13 protein-coding genes are annotated in these 18746 nt (G+C 39.3%); 8 read left to right on the top strand and 5 right to left on the bottom strand.

All coding sequences use genetic code 11. From position 1 onward, the window contains the following. Window positions 1-212: 212 nt before the first annotated feature. Together ACWICE_RS07260 and ACWICE_RS07265 are read left to right on the top strand one after the other, a co-directional pair. Entirely contained in the window at window positions 213-2354 is a 2142-nt protein-coding gene (locus ACWICE_RS07260) for a TonB-dependent receptor (RefSeq protein WP_454297961.1), read from the top strand. Between the two features lie 5 nt (window positions 2355-2359). Continuing rightward, window positions 2360-3154, top strand: coding sequence for a cation transporter (locus ACWICE_RS07265; protein WP_454297962.1), 795 nt, complete (start codon window positions 2360-2362; stop codon window positions 3152-3154). A 60-nt stretch (window positions 3155-3214) separates the two neighbouring features. Here the strand turns inward: ACWICE_RS07265 and ACWICE_RS07270 are convergent, their stop codons facing one another. From ACWICE_RS07270 to ACWICE_RS07280, 3 genes are read right to left on the bottom strand one after another with little or no spacing between them, the layout of a single operon-like run. Then, window positions 3215-3850: a conjugal transfer protein TraD gene (locus ACWICE_RS07270; protein ID WP_454297963.1), complete on the bottom strand. Its 636-nt coding sequence runs from the start codon at window positions 3848-3850 to the stop codon at window positions 3215-3217. 2 nt (window positions 3851-3852) lie between these two features. Further along, window positions 3853-4251, bottom strand: a complete 399-nt coding sequence (locus ACWICE_RS07275) for a DUF3408 domain-containing protein (RefSeq protein WP_002993187.1) — start codon at window positions 4249-4251, stop codon at window positions 3853-3855. An 11-nt stretch (window positions 4252-4262) separates the two neighbouring features. Further along, window positions 4263-5030, bottom strand: a complete 768-nt coding sequence (locus ACWICE_RS07280; RefSeq protein ID WP_454297964.1) for a ParA family protein — start codon at window positions 5028-5030, stop codon at window positions 4263-4265. 689 nt (window positions 5031-5719) lie between these two features. On the opposite strand from ACWICE_RS07280, the gene mobA reads away from it, so the two are divergent. From mobA to mobC, 5 genes are all read left to right on the top strand, one after another. Next, window positions 5720-6157 carry a conjugal transfer protein MobA gene (gene mobA / locus ACWICE_RS07285; RefSeq protein ID WP_332452387.1) on the top strand — a complete coding sequence of 146 codons (438 nt, stop codon included), beginning with the start codon at window positions 5720-5722 and terminating at the stop codon, window positions 6155-6157. An 86-nt stretch (window positions 6158-6243) separates the two neighbouring features. Beyond that, complete coding sequence (mobB, locus tag ACWICE_RS07290; protein ID WP_332452386.1) at window positions 6244-7533, top strand: conjugal transfer protein MobB; 1290 nt, start codon at window positions 6244-6246, stop codon at window positions 7531-7533. Between the two features lie 64 nt (window positions 7534-7597). After that, a complete protein-coding gene (locus ACWICE_RS07295; RefSeq protein ID WP_454297965.1) occupies window positions 7598-7879 on the top strand; it encodes a transposase in 282 nt (93 codons plus the stop codon). Window positions 7880-7893: 14 nt separating this feature from the next. After that, the gene (locus ACWICE_RS07300; RefSeq protein WP_454298158.1) at window positions 7894-8760 is read left to right on the top strand and encodes an IS3 family transposase; all 867 of its coding nucleotides are present in this window, start codon (window positions 7894-7896) and stop codon (window positions 8758-8760) included. A gap of 128 nt (window positions 8761-8888) precedes the next feature. Continuing rightward, window positions 8889-10883 carry a conjugal transfer protein MobC gene (gene mobC / locus ACWICE_RS07305; protein WP_332452385.1) on the top strand — a complete coding sequence of 665 codons (1995 nt, stop codon included), beginning with the start codon at window positions 8889-8891 and terminating at the stop codon, window positions 10881-10883. Between the two features lie 42 nt (window positions 10884-10925). On the opposite strand, the gene ACWICE_RS07310 is transcribed toward mobC, so the two are convergent. Next, on the bottom strand, window positions 10926-16352 hold the full coding sequence (locus tag ACWICE_RS07310; protein WP_454297966.1) for an N-6 DNA methylase: 5427 nt from the start codon (window positions 16350-16352) through the stop codon (window positions 10926-10928). Continuing rightward, on the bottom strand, window positions 16339-16776 hold the full coding sequence (locus tag ACWICE_RS07315; RefSeq protein WP_454297967.1) for a DUF1896 domain-containing protein: 438 nt from the start codon (window positions 16774-16776) through the stop codon (window positions 16339-16341). Before ACWICE_RS07315 ends, ACWICE_RS07310 begins: the two co-directional genes overlap by 14 nt. A gap of 163 nt (window positions 16777-16939) precedes the next feature. Here ACWICE_RS07315 and ACWICE_RS07320 point away from each other — a divergent pair, with 163 nt between their 5' ends. Then, window positions 16940-18739, top strand: a complete 1800-nt coding sequence (locus ACWICE_RS07320; RefSeq protein ID WP_273075153.1) for a DUF262 domain-containing protein — start codon at window positions 16940-16942, stop codon at window positions 18737-18739. Window positions 18740-18746 lie beyond the last annotated feature (7 nt).

Below are 18746 nucleotides of genomic sequence, written 5' to 3' on the forward strand. Positions count from 1 at the left end.
ATGTCCAACAACCTAAAAAGAAATTAGGTGTAATAACAGCGTCAGCTGTTTCAGACTTCCTCTCTTCCATTTGGCAACCCCCTAAGATTAATTAATGTTTTTAGTGTCTTCGGCACAATAACAGATTACGGTGCTACAAACCGTCAATTCTCATTTTTCAAACATTAATGTTTTTTTATACAATGAAAAAAATAGTCTTTGTGTCATTTTTTATGACACTAAATCTCTGTGTATTTGCACAAAACACTTTAAATGCTGTTATTAGAAACAGTGAAAACAAAAATCTTTTGATTGGAGTGACAGCATCTATAAAAGGAACCTCGCTTGCCGCTACATCAAACGAAAACGGTCTCATCATAATAGAAAATATTCCTGATGGGATACAGGAAATACATTTTAGCTATATCGGTTTTAACGACTATATAGATACATTGGAATTTCCATTAGCTGACAACAGTCCTATTGAAATCTTACTCAAAGAAAGTTCAGAGGAGTTAGAGGAAGTTGTCATTTCATCCACAAGAAGCACAAGGAGTATACAAAATATCCCTACCCGTATTGAATTTATTGGAAGTGAAGAACTGGGCGAAAAAGGGAACATGAAACCGGGAGATATTCGTATGCTTTTAGCGGAAAGCACAGGTATTCACGTACAAACCACTTCGCCTACCAGTGCCAATGCAAGTATTCGTATTCAGGGACTTGATGGAAGATATACACAAATCCTGAAAGACGGTTTCCCCATTTATTCAGGTGCTTCAAGTGGATTGGGTTTGTTACAGATACCACCACTTGACCTCAAACAAGTAGAAGTCATCAAAGGCTCTACATCTACACTATATGGAGGCGGAGCAATAGCTGGACTGGTCAATCTGATTTCCAAAACGCCGACCTATGAGAGAGATTTAGGTTTTCACCTCAATGGAACATCCGGCAGGGGTTTGGATATAAACGGCTTTTATGGACAAAGGTTTAATAAAATTGGAACAACTATATTTGCTTCCCATAACCGTAACGCAGCTTATGATCCTGCTAAGAACGGACTATCCGCTATTCCACAATTCGAACGCTATGTACTGAATCCGAAGCTCTTCGTTTATTTCAATGAAAAGACGAAACTGAACTTCGGTATCAACACAACGATCGAGAGCCGTTTGGGAGGTGATATGCTTTACATCAAAGGAAATGGAGATAATACAAACCAATATTTTGAGGAAAATAAAACACAACGCTATTCCACACAATTTGTTTTCGACCATATCATCAATGAAAACAGTACTGTTCAAGTCAAAAATAGTGTAAGTTATTTTAACCGAAATACTACCATTCCAAACTATCAGTTTGAGGGAACACAAACAGCAAGTTTTACCGAAGCCAACTACACCAACAGTACTGAAAAATCGGAATGGGTCACAGGTATTAATATTTGGACGGATAATTTCAAAGAAAAGCAGATTATGGCATCTCCGTTGAGAGATTATAATCAGACTACATTCGGTGCTTTTGTACAAAATTCTTTTAATGCTACGGATTGGTTTCAATTGGAAACAGGTTTTAGAACGGATTATGTTGTGGATTATGGGGTGGTATTCTTACCGAGAGTTTCAGCTCTATTCCACATTGCCGAGGGCTTAACTTCACGAGTTGGTGGTGGATTTGGCTATAAAACACCTACCATTTTTACGGAAGAAAGCGAACGCCTACAATATCAAAATGTAATGCCCATTGACGACAAGACCAATAAATTGGAAAAAAGTTATGGAGCAAATGCAGACATCAATTACCGCACCTACATTGGGGAAGATTGGTCATTTAGCATAAATCAATTGTTCTTTTACACCTATTTGGATAATCCCTTGTTACTTGAAAACTCCTCTGTAAATCTGTATCAGTTTGTTAATTCTCCTGGCTACATCCATACCAAAGGAACAGAAACCAATATTAAAATTGGTTATGATGACCTGAAATTGTTTTTGGGTTATACCTATACAGATGCCCGATTACACCATAATGGAACGACTGTAGAAAGCCCTTTAACACCAAAACACCGCATTAATTCCATCCTGATGTATGAAATAGAAGACAAATGGAAAATTGGTCTGGAAGCCTATTATTTCAGTCGCCAAAAACTGAATAATGGAACTACGGGCAAAGATTACTTTATTACTGGATTTATGGCTGAAAAGATTTGGGAAAGATTTTCTCTGTACATCAACTTTGAAAACTTCCTCGACACCCGACAAACACGCTTTGACAGCATTTATACAGGAACAATAACCAATCCAGTTTTTAAAGACATTTATGCACCTTTGGACGGATTTGTGATTAACGGAGGAATAAAATTTAAGCTTTAAAATAAATGGAAAAAACCATATTCAATATAACTAAAATGGATTGCCCAAGCGAGGAGCAATTAATCCGTATGAAACTGCAAGACTTTGATACGGTAAAAGGATTGGAATTCGATATAGCCAATAGAAAATTAGACGTTTATCACGATGGAAACCCAGAGCCAATTTTTTTGGCTCTGGGAACACTGAATCTAAATACGACATTGGTTTCAACCGAAAAAAGTAATTTCGTTGTTGAAACAGATACAAGCAACAAGCAACGGAAATTACTTTGGATCGTATTGATTATCAACTTCCTGTTCTTTGGATTGGAAATGTTATTCGGTGTTTTTTCAGGCTCAATGGGGTTGGTAGCCGATAGTTTGGATATGCTTGCCGACAGTGCCGTTTACGCATTGGCATTAATCGCCGTGGGTGGAACAATCGCTTTAAAAAACAACATCGCCAGATTTGCAGGATACTTCCAAGTCTTACTGGCCATTATAGGTTTCGTTGAAGTAATCAGACGTTGTATGGGAATTGAAGCTATGCCCGATTTCAAGACAATGATTGTCGTTTCAGTTTTAGCATTGATTGCAAACGTATTTTGCCTTTATCTTTTACAAAAGAACAAAAGTAAAGAAGCGCATATGCAGGCTTCGATGATATTCACATCAAATGATGTCATTATCAATTCGGGAGTTATTGTTGCTGGTCTTTTAGTTAATTGGCTCAATTCAAGTTATCCAGATTTGATTATTGGAGCTATTGTATTTGTAATTGTAGCAAGAGGGGCTTACAGAATATTGAAGTTGGCAAAGTAAATGTAAAAATAAGTTGAGCCTGAAATTTAGTTTTTCAGGCTCAATTAAAATAATTCCGTTTCAGACAAACTCCCCAATATCAAAATCATCTAAATCATTGTTCCGCAAAGTGGAAGAACTGATTTCCGTTTCAGATGAGAGTGAGCTATCCAATAGCTTGGCAATTTTACTGGATGCACCCGCTATAGAATTTTCCAGCAGACTAAATAATTCGGTTCCCTGTATTTTCTGAACGATTGCTATCGCTGTTTCCTTTTGAGATGACTCCAGTTTTTCTTGGTGAAGCAACATCCCCACGGAGCTTAGTTCTTCAAAGGTAACCCCTTGGGCAAAACCATTATCGCCACCAGATATTCCGTACCTGTTCCATTCTTCTTCCTCTTCTTCAAAATCAGGTTGATTGCTAAAAACTTCATCCAGCTCTTCCTGCGGAATCTGAATACTCCTGTTTTCATTTTCGTCGTATTCAATGTCTAAATTATCGGGATTTACCTCTGGTTCCTCAATCTGGCGTTCATTGGCAGTGTTTGGCACTGAAAGGCGTTCTACGGGTTTGGGCTGTCCCATAATATCGGGCAGATCCGGATTGACTTTCTTTTGCGGAGGTTTTTGTTTTGACCTTTTCTTAATGATAATCTTATCCTGCAAAAGCAGGACAATGACGATCAGCAGGCATATTACTATTACAATTTCCATAACTATAAAATTGGTTTAAAACGTTCGTTGAAATAATCTGTAATATCGTCCCCGTACTCTCTAAAATGGTGTTCAAGAATGTTGTCGATATAAGAATAGAGTGTAGTCTTTTCTTCTCTTGTTAATTGTACTATACGTAACAACCTTTCGTGATATTCTGGACGAATGTAAACGACCTTTCCGTTTCGACCTGAAGGAAAACGATTGACCAGAAATGTCTCCTCATAATCCACCTTCTTTAGGGAGCTATTGCGGGCTTTTGGTTTTGTTTCCTTCTGTATTTTCTGTTGTTGAATAACTTCGGGTATAGTAACAGATTGATTACCACTCATGATATTCATGATTAATTCTTCATCAACATCGGGCTTATCAAAATCTTTTCTTCTCTTATCTGTTGACATACTTAACTATTTTAGAGATTAACAATTTTTAAAAATTCTTCAATAAATAAATCCAGTCTCGTTACTTTCATTAGTTGAGGTTCGGCAGGTAACAGACTTGACCGAAATACACTGTTCGGTGTATCGTCCGTCTCTTTTCTGAAACGTTTACTATCCATTATCCGAGAATTCATCACAGATAAATCGAGTTCGTTAATAACGCTTTGATAAACCTCGTATATTCCTGTTTTCTCTCGACCATCTACCTGATTCCAAAACATCCACATTTTCTGATCTTCATTACTCTCCTCCGTTTCGGGCAAGCCAAGGAATGCTTTAGTAAAGCTCAGTGTACTTTCCATAACTAGACGGTCAGCACTAATTGGAGAAAAAATAAAATCCATTGTTCTTAAGGTCGTGAGCACACCTTTTGTATTAGCTGTTCCGGGAAGATCAAAAAAAGTTATATCAGGCTCTATTGCAGATTGATTTACGTATTCTAAAGCCTTTGACAAGGCATCCTCCGGTTTACAACTGATAATCGGATATGCTTTTTTATTGATACTTTGATACAACTTCATTGCAGCTCTTTTGTGGTAATCATTCTGCATAATAGTTTTCAAATCCCTTTCCCTCATATTGGCTAAGCTGTGTTGTGGGAAATCACAATCCATTACAAGGACATTAAAACCTAAACGATAATGCAATACACTTGAAAGTAATGCGGTCATAGTAGATTTTCCAACACCGCCTTTAGGCGTTGAAAAACTAATTTTTAAAGTTTTCTTTTTTGTTTCCATTATTTAAAGATTTATTGTTACACATTTTATTTGTTTGGCAGGTTTGAATATTGGTTTATTTAAATAGTACCTATTTCCTATATGCCTGTATTCCCCTTTTGGAAATTTTCTTGATTGTTATTTGCTTTTATTACCGCTTGGTGGGTAATCATTTTTAGTAACTGGAAAACCTTACAACTTGTAAATTGCTTTACCGCTTTTATGCTTTTACAGTTTTATGTTTTTAAAACCCTATGCTTTTATTCCAAAATTTCTGTACTAAAACCCAATTTATTTTTTATCCTCATTACATTTTTTATTACCTGCATTAAAACTATACGGCAAATAAAGCGATTGAATCGGCTCGTTATTGATGGGTGGTAGTCTTTGGCACCCAAAGGCAGTGTTTGGCTATGTGTCTGATTGTGATGCTCTCATAAGTAGTGTCTTACTTTGTATATAGAATTTTATTAACAGATTTATGCAAAGGCATCTTGAGGAACTGGACAAAAGCAGAACGGCATCAAGCCGTTTATCCCTGCTACATTTAATCCGTCCCGAAGGGCGGATTTTTGTGTTCACCAGAACACGGCAAGTTGTGTTTTGAGGCACTCGAAACCGAGTTAGTGCCTCAAAACAACTTGCCCTGCCGGGGGCTGAAAAACACCTTCCGAAGTCAGGGTTTTGTGTAAATTAAAAATGGATTAGTGATGAACGAGAACAGTAACAGAAAACAGAATAAGGGCGGACGGACACCAAAAACCGACCCGAGCATCCACCGCCACGTTTTCCGTCTTACGGACGAAGAAAACGCCAAACTTTTATCGCTTTTTGAAGCATCGGGAATGCCCAATAAAGCAAAGTTTATCATTTCCCTGTTGTTCAGTAAGGAAATGAAATCGGTTAAGATTGATAAAGGGACGGTTGATTTTTATATGCGATTGACTTCGTTTCACAGCCAGTTTCGTTCCGTAGGCGTGAATTATAATCAGATTGTAAAACTGTTGTACAAGCATTTTTCCGAGAAAAAAGCCGCAGCATTTCTCTACAAATTGGAAAAACAGACGGCTGAAATGGCGATGCTATGTCAAAAAATCATTCAGATAAGTGAGGAATTTGAAGCAAAACATCTGAAAAAACAGCGTTAGACCTGCATAAGCTATCCATCAAAAAATAAAAAAATAGCTTATGCACGCTTCATTACCATTAATGAAAATAAAAAAAACAATGAAAAATGATAGCAAAAATTGGCAGAAGCGGAAATTTATACGGTGCATTGGCGTACAATCAGCTCAAAGTAGAGAATGAAAACGGACAGATTTTGTTTGCTAATAAGATGATTGAAACTGTTAACGGTCATTATTCGGTTGCACAATTAGCCCAATCTTTTGCTCCTTACCTCATCGCCAACCGCAATACGGAAAAGCATACGTTGCATATTTCGCTCAATCCCGACCCAAATGACAAAGTAAGCGATGATAAATTCAGGGAAATGGCAGAGCAGTATATGCGTGAAATGGGCTATGGCGAACAGCCTTTTGTGGTCTTCAAACATACCGATATTGACCGCAGCCATATTCATATTGTTTCGGTTTGTGTGGACGAGCAGGGCAAAAAGATTTCAGACAAATTCGAGAAAATGCGGTCTATGAATATATGCCGTGAACTGGAAAAACAACACGGACTGATACCCGCAACAGATAAGGAGCATAAGCAGAACGATAAAATTTTCCGTCCGGTAGATTATCGGGCTGGCGATGTAAAAAGCCAAATCGCTTCGGTAGTCCGCCACCTGCCTAACTATTATCAATACCAAACTTTGGGAGAATACAATGCCTTGCTTTCCCTTTTCAATATTACCACCGAAAAAGTGGAGGGCGAATTGCAGGGAAAGATGCGGCAGGGTTTATTATACATTCCTTTAAATGAAAAGGGAGAAAGAGCCGGGCATCCGTTCAAGGCTTCTTTGTTTGGTAAAAACGCAGGGCTTCCGGCTTTGGAATTTCATTTTGCGAAAAGCAAAGAGGCTTTAAAAGACCACCCGACAAAACCAACCATTAAAGCTGCCGTTACCATTGCCCTGCAATCAACAAGTAATGAGCAGGCTTTTAAAAAACAGTTAGGCGAACAGGGTATTAACGTAGTGATGCGTAGAAATGATACAGGTCGTATTTACGGAATGACGTTTATAGACCACAATTCCAAAACGGTCTGGAACGGTTCACGATTAGCAAAAGAGCTTTCTGCCAATACCTTTAATGATTATTGGAACAATAACATCAAACCGGAGATTAAAGATACAGTTGTACAACAACCTAAAATATCCATATCAAATGATGCGGATCTTCCTGCGGAAGAACCACATCATTTGTTCGACTTCCTGAATACTTTTGAAAAACACGAAGACGGTTTGATTGAAGCATTAGGCGGTTTGCTTCCCGAAGCACAGGGCGAAGATTATGAGGAACAGGATTTTGCCAATAAAATGAAGAAGAAAAGAAAACGTCAAAGAGGTCAGAAATAGCAATCTGGAGTTGCTACCTTTGAGTGGAGACAGATTTGAAAAATAGATTTAAATTTGTTAACAGATGAAAAGAGTATTTGACGATTCCTTTAAGAAAATGGCAGTAGAACTTTCTTATAGCAAAGGATCGGTATTAGAAGCAGCAAAAGAACTGGATATGGATGCCAGTAGGTTGAGTAAATGGCGGATGGATCCCAGATATAATGGTGGTACCGTATTGCCTAAAAACGACAAATTGAGTCCTGAAGAGCAAGAAATCAGGGAACTAAAGAAGAGATTACGGGATGCGGAATTAGAGAACGCAATCTTAAAAAAGGCGGTGGCCATCTTTTCCAAGGGAGACTGAGAAAATATGAGTTCATACGTGAACATATAAATACTTTTCCAGTTGAAAAGATGTGCAATACGATCCAAGTTAGCAGTAGCGGATTTTATAAGTGGCTTATCAAACCACAGAGTATGAGGGAGAAAAGGACAGCTGAACTGTCTACTCTGATAAAACAGGAATATGATAACAGCCATCAGATATATGGAAGCCCCCGCATTACCCAGGAACTGAAGAAAAAGAACAAGCAGGTATCCCGGTCATATGTAGCGCGCTTAATGAAGAAATTGAATTTAAGAAGCAAGATACGAAGGAAATATAAGGTGACCACCGATTCCAACCATAAGTACGGGGTAGCTGAAAATCTCCTTGGTAGAGATTTTTCAGCGTGTACATTATCCCAAAAATGGGTTGGTGATATTACCTATATAAAGACTGCTTCCGGGTGGACTTACCTTACTACTGTTATTGATCTGGCTGACCGGAAAGTGGTTGGATGGTCATTTAGCAATGACATGACTGCAGGTAATACCACTGTTAGGGCATTGACAATGGCTATAAAAAACAGGGGGATAAAAACGGGATTGATATTTCATTCCGATAGAGGGATTCAGTATGCATGTGATGAGTTCAAGCTTATCCTAAATAAAAACGGTATAAAACAGAGCATGAGCCGTAAAGGTAACTGCTGGGACAACGCTGTAGCTGAAAGCTTTTTCAAAACACTAAAAACAGAATGTATATACCATCATAAATTTGCCAACAGGGAGATTGCAAAGCTAGAGGTGTTCAGGTACATCGAAGGATTTTACCACGCCAAAAGGATACATTCTGCAATTGGATATAGAACGCCAAATGAAATGGAAATGTTCTACCGATCAAAACAGAGATTAGCAGCATAAAAAGTCTCCACTTTTAAGTTGCAATTCCAATCAGCCAAACACAGCCACGCACCGCCATTGACTGCCACATTAATATAGTCACTCCTTGTAGCCTTTAAATTCACGCCCGAACATTAATAATTAAAATAATGCAGGGAGAAGACGAGTTACGAGGGCTTGCCAAGATTATGGCTTTTATGCGGGCAGTAAGTATCCTTTTGGTACTGATGCACCTTTATTGGTTTTGCTACGGTTTCTTTATGGAACGTGGCTGGATATTAGAAATAATCAACAAAATTTTAGGGAACTTCAACCGAACGGCGGGTTTATTTGAACACAACTTATATACCAAAGTTTTTTCATTGGTATTGCTGGCTCTAAGCTGTTTGGGGACTAAGGGAGTTAAGGACGAAAAAATAACCTGGTCTAAAATATATGTGGCTTTGGGCATTGGCTTTATCCTGTTCTTTCTGAATGCCCCTTTATTAAAGCTGTCGTTAAACACCGCTACATTTCTTTATATCCTTACCACAGGTTTAGGCTATATCGCTCTGATGGTCGCTGGAGTTTGGATGAGCCGCCTGCTCCGTACCAATTTGATGGACGATGTTTTCAACAACGAAAACGAAAGTTTTATGCAGGAAACAAAGCTGATGGAAAACGAGTATTCTGTCAATCTTCCCACGAAGTTTTATTATAAGAACAAATGGAATGACGGTTGGATAAATATCGTCAATCCATTTCGGGCAACGATTGTGTTGGGTACTCCGGGTTCAGGAAAATCGTATGCCATCGTAAACAATTACATCAAGCAGCAGATTGAGAAAGGTTTCAGTATGTACATCTACGATTTCAAGTTTGACGACCTTTCTACCATTGCCTACAATCATTTGCTGAAGCATCAGGATAAGTATAAAGTACAGCCAAAATTCTATGTGATAAATTTCGACGACCCACGCAAGAGCCACCGTTGCAATCCGCTTAATCCCGTCTTTATGACGGACATTTCAGATGCTTACGAAGCTGCTTATACCATAATGCTGAACCTCAACCGTAGCTGGATACAGAAACAGGGCGATTTTTTCGTGGAAAGCCCAATTATTCTGTTGGCAGCCATAATCTGGTATCTGAAAATTTATGAAAACGGAAAGCATTGTACATTCCCACACGCTATCGAATTGCTGAATAAAAAGTATTCGGAGGTATTTACTATCCTTACTTCATATCCCGATTTGGAAAATTATTTATCGCCCTTTATGGATGCGTGGCAAGGCGGAGCACAAGACCAATTACAGGGACAGATTGCTTCGGCAAAAATTCCATTATCAAGAATGATTAGCCCACAGCTATATTGGGTTATGACAGGCGATGATTTTTCATTGGACATCAACAATCCTAAAGAGCCAAAGATATTATGTGTTGGTAATAATCCCGACCGTCAAAATATTTATTCGGCGGCGTTAGGCTTATACAATTCGAGAATTGTAAAGCTCATCAATAAAAAGGGGCAATTAAAGAGTTCGGTTATCATTGATGAGCTACCCACAATTTATTTTAGGGGACTGGATAATCTTATCGCAACTGCGAGAAGTAATAAGGTGGCAGTTTGCTTGGGCTTTCAGGATTTTTCGCAATTAATAAGAGATTACGGAGATAAGGAGGCAAAGGTTATCCAAAATACGGTAGGTAATATTTTCAGTGGTCAGGTTGTCGGCGAAACGGCAAAGAGCCTTTCGGAACGCTTTGGAAAAGTATTGCAGAAACGTCAAAGTATGACCATCAACCGCAACGATAAATCTACTTCCATATCCACACAGTTGGACAGCCTTATTCCGGCTTCCAAAATTTCAACTTTAACACAGGGTATGTTTGTCGGTTCTGTTTCTGACAATTTTGATGAACGTATCGAGCAAAAGATATTTCACGCTGAAATCGTGGTGGATAATGAAAAGGTTGCATCCGAAACGAAAGCCTATCAAAAGATACCGCAAATCCTTTCTTTTGTAGATGAACAGGGCGAGGATAAAATGAAACAGCAAGTTGAAAGCAATTACCGTCAGATAAAACAAGACATTGTACAAATTATCGAAAAAGAATTGGAGCGTATCAGTAATGATCCGAACTTACAACATTTGGTGCAATAGAGGAAGCAAGTTTTAATTACCTCCCTTTTTTTATTTATTATACTATAAAACTCCTCGTGGCAAATGAATACCCTTAGTCCGTACAATACTCTCCGAAATATTGGGAATTTCTTTCTGTTTTTCGACTTGTTCCGCAGGTTCTTCTTTTGCTTCCGGCATAATAGACAACTGTATTTTTCGCTCAACGGAAGCCAGTTCCGTTTTGAGTTCGCTCAATCGGTTTTCTTTAGACCACGCACCATTTATCACTTCCTGAAGAACAGGTAAATCTTTTTGAATTTGCGCAATTTTCTTTTGCTCCTGCTTGATATAGCCGGGCAATTTTTCCAATGCCCTCAAAAAATTCATTGATGCGGTTTCAGGTTCTTTCGCCATTATGCCATTGTTGTAGGTATATTTGATATTGCCCTCTCCCTGCACCAAAAAACGGTTTACCTTAATATCTACACCCTCTTTTTCGGACATTTCGGTTTTTACCAACAGCGTAAATCCGTACAACGTACCGATTTCTTCATACTGACCTCCGGTGCGGGCTTTGTCCGCAAGCTGGTTAACCTTTGCGCCAATTTGTTTTATATCAGCGTTGGGCGGTAAACCGTCCAACTGTACAGGATTTGCGATAGTGCCATCCGAACGCTTTTGTATGCGTTCTTGCAGGTTATTCCAATCAAGGCTCATTCTGTTTAAGCGTGATTGTGCACTGTCCAGCAGTTCCGTAAAGTCTTGCAGCTTGTATTTGGCACTGAATTTAGAACGGTTAAACGTCTGTTTTTCACTTTCCAATCCTGCAATCTGTTTTTCTAATTTAGCTTTATCCAACAGGTCGGTATTTCCCGACAGGATAGCTACATATTCCGAAAAGTTCATTCCCGATTTTTCGTCCATACTGCCCTCGTCAATGGTTCGTTTACCGAGATTGTTGGTTTTTAATTGGTCTATAAAAAGTTGTTTGTTGTACAATAGGTTGAACTTGTAGCTATCCAATGATTTTTCTACGGCATAAATAATCACATCTACTTTGTTATCGGCAAAGAACTTGGCAATCTCATTGCCTTTTCGGACAGCCCTACCGTCACGTTGGGCAAGGTCGCTTGGTCGCCACGGCGTATCCAGATGATGAACGGCAACAGCTCTTTTCTGTGCGTTTACGCCTGTTCCCAACATACTTGTAGAACCGAACAGCACACGGATTTTACCCTCGTTCATCCCGTTGATAAGCTCCTTGCGTTGCTTGTCATTTTTTGCTTCCTGTATAAAACGGACTTCGTTTGCAGGGATACCGTGGTCTTCCACGAGCTTGCGTTTAATTTCAGCGTACACATTCCATTCGCCCGGCTTGTAGGTTCCCAGATCGGAGAAAACAAACTGCGTTCCTTTCTGTGCATTGTATTGGTTATAATATTTGGCAATGTTTGCCGCACAATGCGAAGCCTTATTATCGGGATGGTCTTCGTACCTAGCGCTTACCATACGTATATCGAGCGACATCTTACGGGCATAATCCGTAGCGATGAGCATCTTTGCTTTTTCTTCACTTGGACTTAGTGGCGGTCTTCCGAGTAATTCGCCTCTGCCTGACTTTGCAAACTCCATCAGCTTTTGGATAAATTCAGCTTGGTCGGGAGTTGGCGGTATATTATACAATATCTCGTTCTTTTCAGGGCGGTCAATGCCTATATCTTTTGCCGTTCGGTAATCCGTGATTTCAGAATAGAATTGGGCAAGCTCCGGCACTTTGATGAAGTATCGGAAGCGTTCTTTTGCCACAATATTGTTAGCGACTGAAAACTCATAATCGGTCGTTTTCCTCGCATAGATGGCTGCCCACGCATCAAAAGAATGGATGCCTTGTTTTTCCATTGCTCTTGGTCGCAGGTATTTGAACAGCAGGTACAGTTCCGTTAATGAGTTGCTGATGGTCGTTCCCGAAAGAAAAGTTGCCCCCATATCCGCATTGGTACGTTCCTGAATGGTACGGATAGCAAAGAGTAGGTTCATCGCTTTTTGGCTTCCGTCCACATTGCCCAATCCGGCAACCCGTGTATGCCTTGTGTTGAACATCAGGTTTTTGAATTGGTGGCTTTCATCTACAAACAAATGGTCAATGCCCATCATCTTAAAATCCACCACATCATCTTTGCGGTTCTCAATATCGTGCCCGAGGGTTTTGAGCTTGACTTCGAGGTTTTCTTTACGCTTGATTACTCCGGCAAGCATCCCTCTGGTAACTTCCTTGCCTTGCGATTGCAGGGCATCGAGGTTACGCTCCACACTGTCCAATTCTGTTTCGAGTATTTTTTTTTGAATTTCGGGCGATTGCGGTATCATTCCGAATTGGTCGTGTGTCAGTATCACACAATCCCAATCGTTGTTTTTAATATCGCCGAAAATTCGCAGGCGTTTTTGGGGCGTAAAATCTTCTTTGCCAGGAAACAGGATTTTTGCGTGTGGATAGGCAGTGCGGTAGGCTTCGGCAATTTCGTGAACATTGCTTTTCAGCCCGATAACCATCGGTTTGTGTGCCAGTCCCAAACGCTTCATTTCCTGTGCTGCGGTACACATCACAAGGGTTTTTCCCGCACCTACTTCGTGGTCGCAGATAGCACCGTTGTTCAGCTTTATCATCCAAACGGTGTCCTTTTGGCTGGAATACAAATCTTCAATGCCCAATGCCTTACGGTCTAATCCCGGAAAGTCCTGATGCGTTCCTTCATAGTTCGGTCTAACGAAGCAGTTAAATGTATCGTTATATTGGTCGGTCAGCCTGTTTTTAAACTCATCGTTTTGGGCGTGAAGCCAATTGGTAAATTCGGTACGGATTTCGTCAATCTTGGTGTTCGCCATTTGTATGGCTTCCATATCCCGTACTTTGACCTCTTTATCATCAATAGTGATTTTCTTGGTAATATCAGGCGTGGTATTTACCAATGCGTGTTTGAGAAGAGCAATCCCGTCAAACGTCCGGCTTTCGGCTTTGACGGCATATTTTTCCCATATATGCAAATTCTTCTGTCCACAGCTTACGGAAAAATCATCCCCGCTTTCTGAATAATGGATGCGTACATCCGTATCGAACAAATGCGAGGCAAAGCGGGCATAAATGCCTGTGGGTATCCAGCGTTCGCCCAAATTAAAATCGAGTTCCTCAAACTCAATTCGTCTTGGTCGGGCTTCTTCTAATACGCTAAGACTTGCTTTGGCTTCCGCATCATCGGGATTGCTTTCGAGGTAGGTTTGTACCTCTTGGGCTTTTTCTACTACGTTCCCTGCAATCCAGCGTTCGGCTATTTCGTATTCCTTTTGCAAGGGATTGTAAAAAATACGACCGTGTAAGGCTTCTTTCAAAGCCTCGTCAGGCATATGGCTGATTTCGGACATATAGTCCAAATCCACGTTTCCGTATTTGTTCAGCGATGCCGCTAACGCTTCTTCGGGATTGTCCGTTGCTATGGTTACGGTGGAGAAACTTACAGGACGGCTGAATACATCCGCTTTGTGTATCACACCGCCAACAACACGCTCCAAATAAGGGATTTCCTTACCTGCACTATCTGTCTTAATCAGTTTGATATTATCGGCACTATTGAGATTACCGTACCTTTTGACAAAGGCATCGTATAAGCGGTTTAGATTTTCCCGTTCTTCTTTGTATTCGGTCTGAAACTTTGCCTCTTTATTGTAAAGCTCTTGGTAAACATCCCGTACAGCAATGTAGGCTTCGGCTCTTGCTTTCTGCAAGGATGGCAATTGCAATGGATGGAAAACTGCCGTACCGTCTGAAGTATCTACATCTTGCAGATGACCAACCCAATCGTTATCCACGACAAGGCAATCGTTGCGGTGGAACGATTGCAGTTCGCCACTATACGGAGCAGGTTCAGGAATGGTGTCGGGAACGGCTGGCTTATCCGCTTGGCCATTCCCGTTAATGCCCGAAAACAAGTCGCCGATAGCTTCCTGTTTTTTGCTATTGGATGATACATTTCCATTGACTGCCCTATTGGTAACAGGAGGCGTGTAGGGTTGCTGCATCGCACTACTGAACAGGTCTGTCTGGCGACCTATCGAACGGCTGCTTTTATTAGCGCCTTGTCTTTTCGATGTTGTAGCCCTTTTGGGAGGAGCAAGCACTGCTACGGGTTCGTCTGTATTTTCAAACAGGTCGAAGATGGTTAACTGTTTTAATTCCTGTGGGCTTTCCTGTCTTATAGCAGGTGTTGTAAAATGTTGTGTTTCGGGTTGAATAATTACAGGCTCAACAACCGGAGGCGTAACCGTTGATATTGTGGGAATTTGTACAATGGGTTCATCGTTCCGTTCGCCTCTGTATAAACCCAAATTCAAGTGCCTTCCAAAATCATCGGAAAGCATTTTTTTGAGGTCTTTGGCAATTCCGGCAACACCGTCTTTGTGTGTGTAAATTAAAGCAGGTTGTCCGTAAGGGTCGGTATCTAATTTGCTGTCGGTATGCACAATCCTTGTGCTGTCCTGAAAGAAAGCATTGCCTGGTGTATTGTATGCTGTTTGCCTGCTTTGGCAAAACAGATCTTCCGCTTCGCTCAGACCTTGTTTTGCCTTATTCTTTTGCAGGATAATCAAATCACTGCCAACTTCTGTTCCGGCATATTCCGTAAAAAGGTTATTTGGTAAGCGAATAGCTGATACCAAATTATTATCCTGCATCAACGCCCTGCGTATTGGTTCGTTCTTCGGACTGTTGAGGATACCTTGCGAAGTGATATAAACCAATACACCGCCCTCACGGAGCATATCAGTACCTTTCAGAAAGAAGTAATTATGTATGCTTCGGGCAGCCTGTACTTTTGCACTGTCCTTGCTTCGGGAATAGGAAAGGTCGAAAACGGAAGTATCGCCAAATGGAATATTACTGGCTATTACATCATAGCTGTTTTGTTCCTTTTCGGGTATTTCTTCAAAACCGCTTACACGGATATTGCTTTCGGGATAAAGTTGTTTTAAAATCTTGCCTGTCAGCAAATCCTTTTCGTAAGCGGTAACACTGGCTTTCTGATTTTCTGAAAAAGATTGTATGAATGAGCCGATACCTGCGGAGGGTTCGAGGAATTTATCAATGTTCAGACCGCTATCACGCAAGGCTGCGGAAACCGCATCTATTACCTGTGGCGGTGTATAAAAAGCCGTCAGTACGGAGCTTTTCATACTATCCACATACTTGCGGTATTGCTTATCGCCTTCGGAATTTTCTTTGAGTAGTTGGTGGAGTTCCCGCGTAATCGGGAAAAGGTCGTGTTCTGTTTTTCTCCAATGATTGATGTCTATATCGTTCGCTATGGGGTTCAGCACGAATTTAAGACCGCCAAATCCGCTGTATTGCATCATTAGCAGTCTTTCGCCTACGGTGGCTTGTCGTTTCTCCTTTTCCAGTTTAAAAGCAATTCGCAGACTATCAATGTTCTGTTGGAGATGTTGCTTTTTACTGAAGCCCATTTTCGGCTATCCATATTGCGATGGTTCCCGTTATTTCGGTATAGAGCAGGTCAAACTCATAACCGTATGCGAAATCATCGGTTAGTTCATAGCGGGAGAAAACAGGCTCACAAACAGGGGACATTTTCAGGGCGAACGGTCGCAATTCCTCGTCTGCCATTATGGTATCAAACTCATTGCATACGACTTGGAAAACCGTATCGAATTTGGAAAAATGCAAGTCCTCAAAAAGAATGTAATTGGCTATTTCGTTGCATTGCTCAACTGCATTTCCCGAACGAAAAGCACCCTCGTAGGCATTGGCAGCCCACGAAGAACGTTGCTCAATAAATTTTTGGTCGTTTGCCTTTTCGGGGAAGCTGGTGTTTAATAATTCTTGCAGTCGTAACCTGAAATACGACAGGTCTTTTTGTTGTGTATTCATACTATAATTTTGTTTAGAATTTTACTTGAACCCTAAAATTATGGCAGTAGAGAAGCCCCTTTGCAGAAGTGGCAGGGTTTGGCTTTAAGAGGCGGGATTTGGCGTATAGGTGTAGATTAAGGAGAAAGATTTTGTATTTTTGAATATTTATATGCAATTATAAATGGCTAACGAACTGGAGAAGGCAATCACAATAAAAGCTGCAATAGACAAAATAGATGCAGGTGATTTTTTATTACCGTCTATTCAACGACGATTTGTGTGGAATACAGAACAAATAGAATTATTATTTGACTCTATTATGCAAGACTATCCGATTAACACATTTATGTTTTGGAGAGTAAATAGCGCTGAAATTAAAAACCAGTTTCGTTTCTATGACTTTCTAAAGAAATATATTGGTTACAAAGGAGGTAATAATGAAGAGAGAAAAACGAAAGGTTATAAAGACTTTGACTCTGTAATTGACGGTCAGCAAAGGCTTAACAGTCTTTATATTGGTTTAAAAGGAAGTTACGCATACAAACAATATGTTTACAGGAAGAAAATATACTATAATGATGAAAGTAGTTACCCAACAAGAAAGCTCTACTTGGATTTATTAAGCCCAATTGAAACAGATGAACAAAAGAAAAAATACGATTTTCAATTTTTAATACACAATGAACATAAAAAAGAAAACGAACAAACATCAAAACAAGTAACTGATGAATTTGGAAACCAAGAGACTGTTGATTGTTATTGGTTTGAAATCGGAAAAATTTTAGAATTTAAAAATGAGCATAGTATTGTTTCATTCCTTACACAAGAGAAGTTAGACTTGTCAGGTTTTCCTGGGGAAACGTTATTAAGACTTTTTAAATTAGTAAACGAGAAAACTCTGATTAACTACTATTTAGAGCAAGAGCAAGATTTCGATAAAATCTTGTTTGAATTCATTAGAACAAATTCAGGTGGGACAAAACTCTCTTTTGCAGATTTATTGATGTCTATTATAACGGCTTCTTGGGAAATAGGACTATCAACTAAAGGAGCAAGAGAAGAATTAGATGATGTTATAAGGGAAGTCAGAGAATTTGGCTTTGAAATAGACCAAGACTTTATATTAAAAACTTGTCTTGTTTTGGTTTCACAAGATATTCGATTCGCTCTTAAAAATTTTGGAGCAGAAACGATAGTAAATATCAAAACGGATTGGAGTAAAATAACATTATCAATAAAAGCTACATTTGAATTAATTAAATCGTTCTCTTTTAATAACCATTCCTTACGAGCAAAAAACTCTGCGATACCAGTTATTTACTACCTATTTAAAACAAATCAATATACAGAGATAAACAAGGAGAATAGACATAAAGAAAATAGAGAACAAATAAAAACATTTCTTCACAGTTCGCTATTAAACAAATTATTTGGTGGTAGTTCAGACGGTTTCCAAATCAAACTTAGAAAAGTTATATCTGAAAACATCAATGGTAATTTCCCCCTATCAGAGATTAAAGATGCGTTTAAAGGAACAAATCGTAGTTTTAATATTGATGATGAAAAAATTAGCAGCATTCTAAGAACTTCTTACGACAGTTTAGATAGCTTTTATATTCTTTCATTGCTATTTCCAAAATTCAATTTTGAATTTAAAAACCCAAATATTGACCATCTTCATGCCAAAAGCCAATTTAGAGCTGAAAATTACGGTCATTTACTGAATCAAGGAGACATAGATTTTTACAACAACTACCATAACTCTGTTTTGAATTTAGCACTTCTCTCTGAAGAACAGAATAAATCAAAGACAAAAAGTGAGCTGAAAGCTTGGATCGAAAAAGAAGAAGAATTTAATAAAGACATTCGAAATACATTACTAATTCCTGAGAATACTGACATAGGATTTACAAATTTTATTGATTTTATAAACAAAAGAGAAATTTTATTAACCAGTTTATTAAAGGCAAAACTGAAATAAAAAAGTA

The sequence above is a fragment of the Sphingobacterium sp. NPDC055346 genome, from assembly GCF_053645235.1.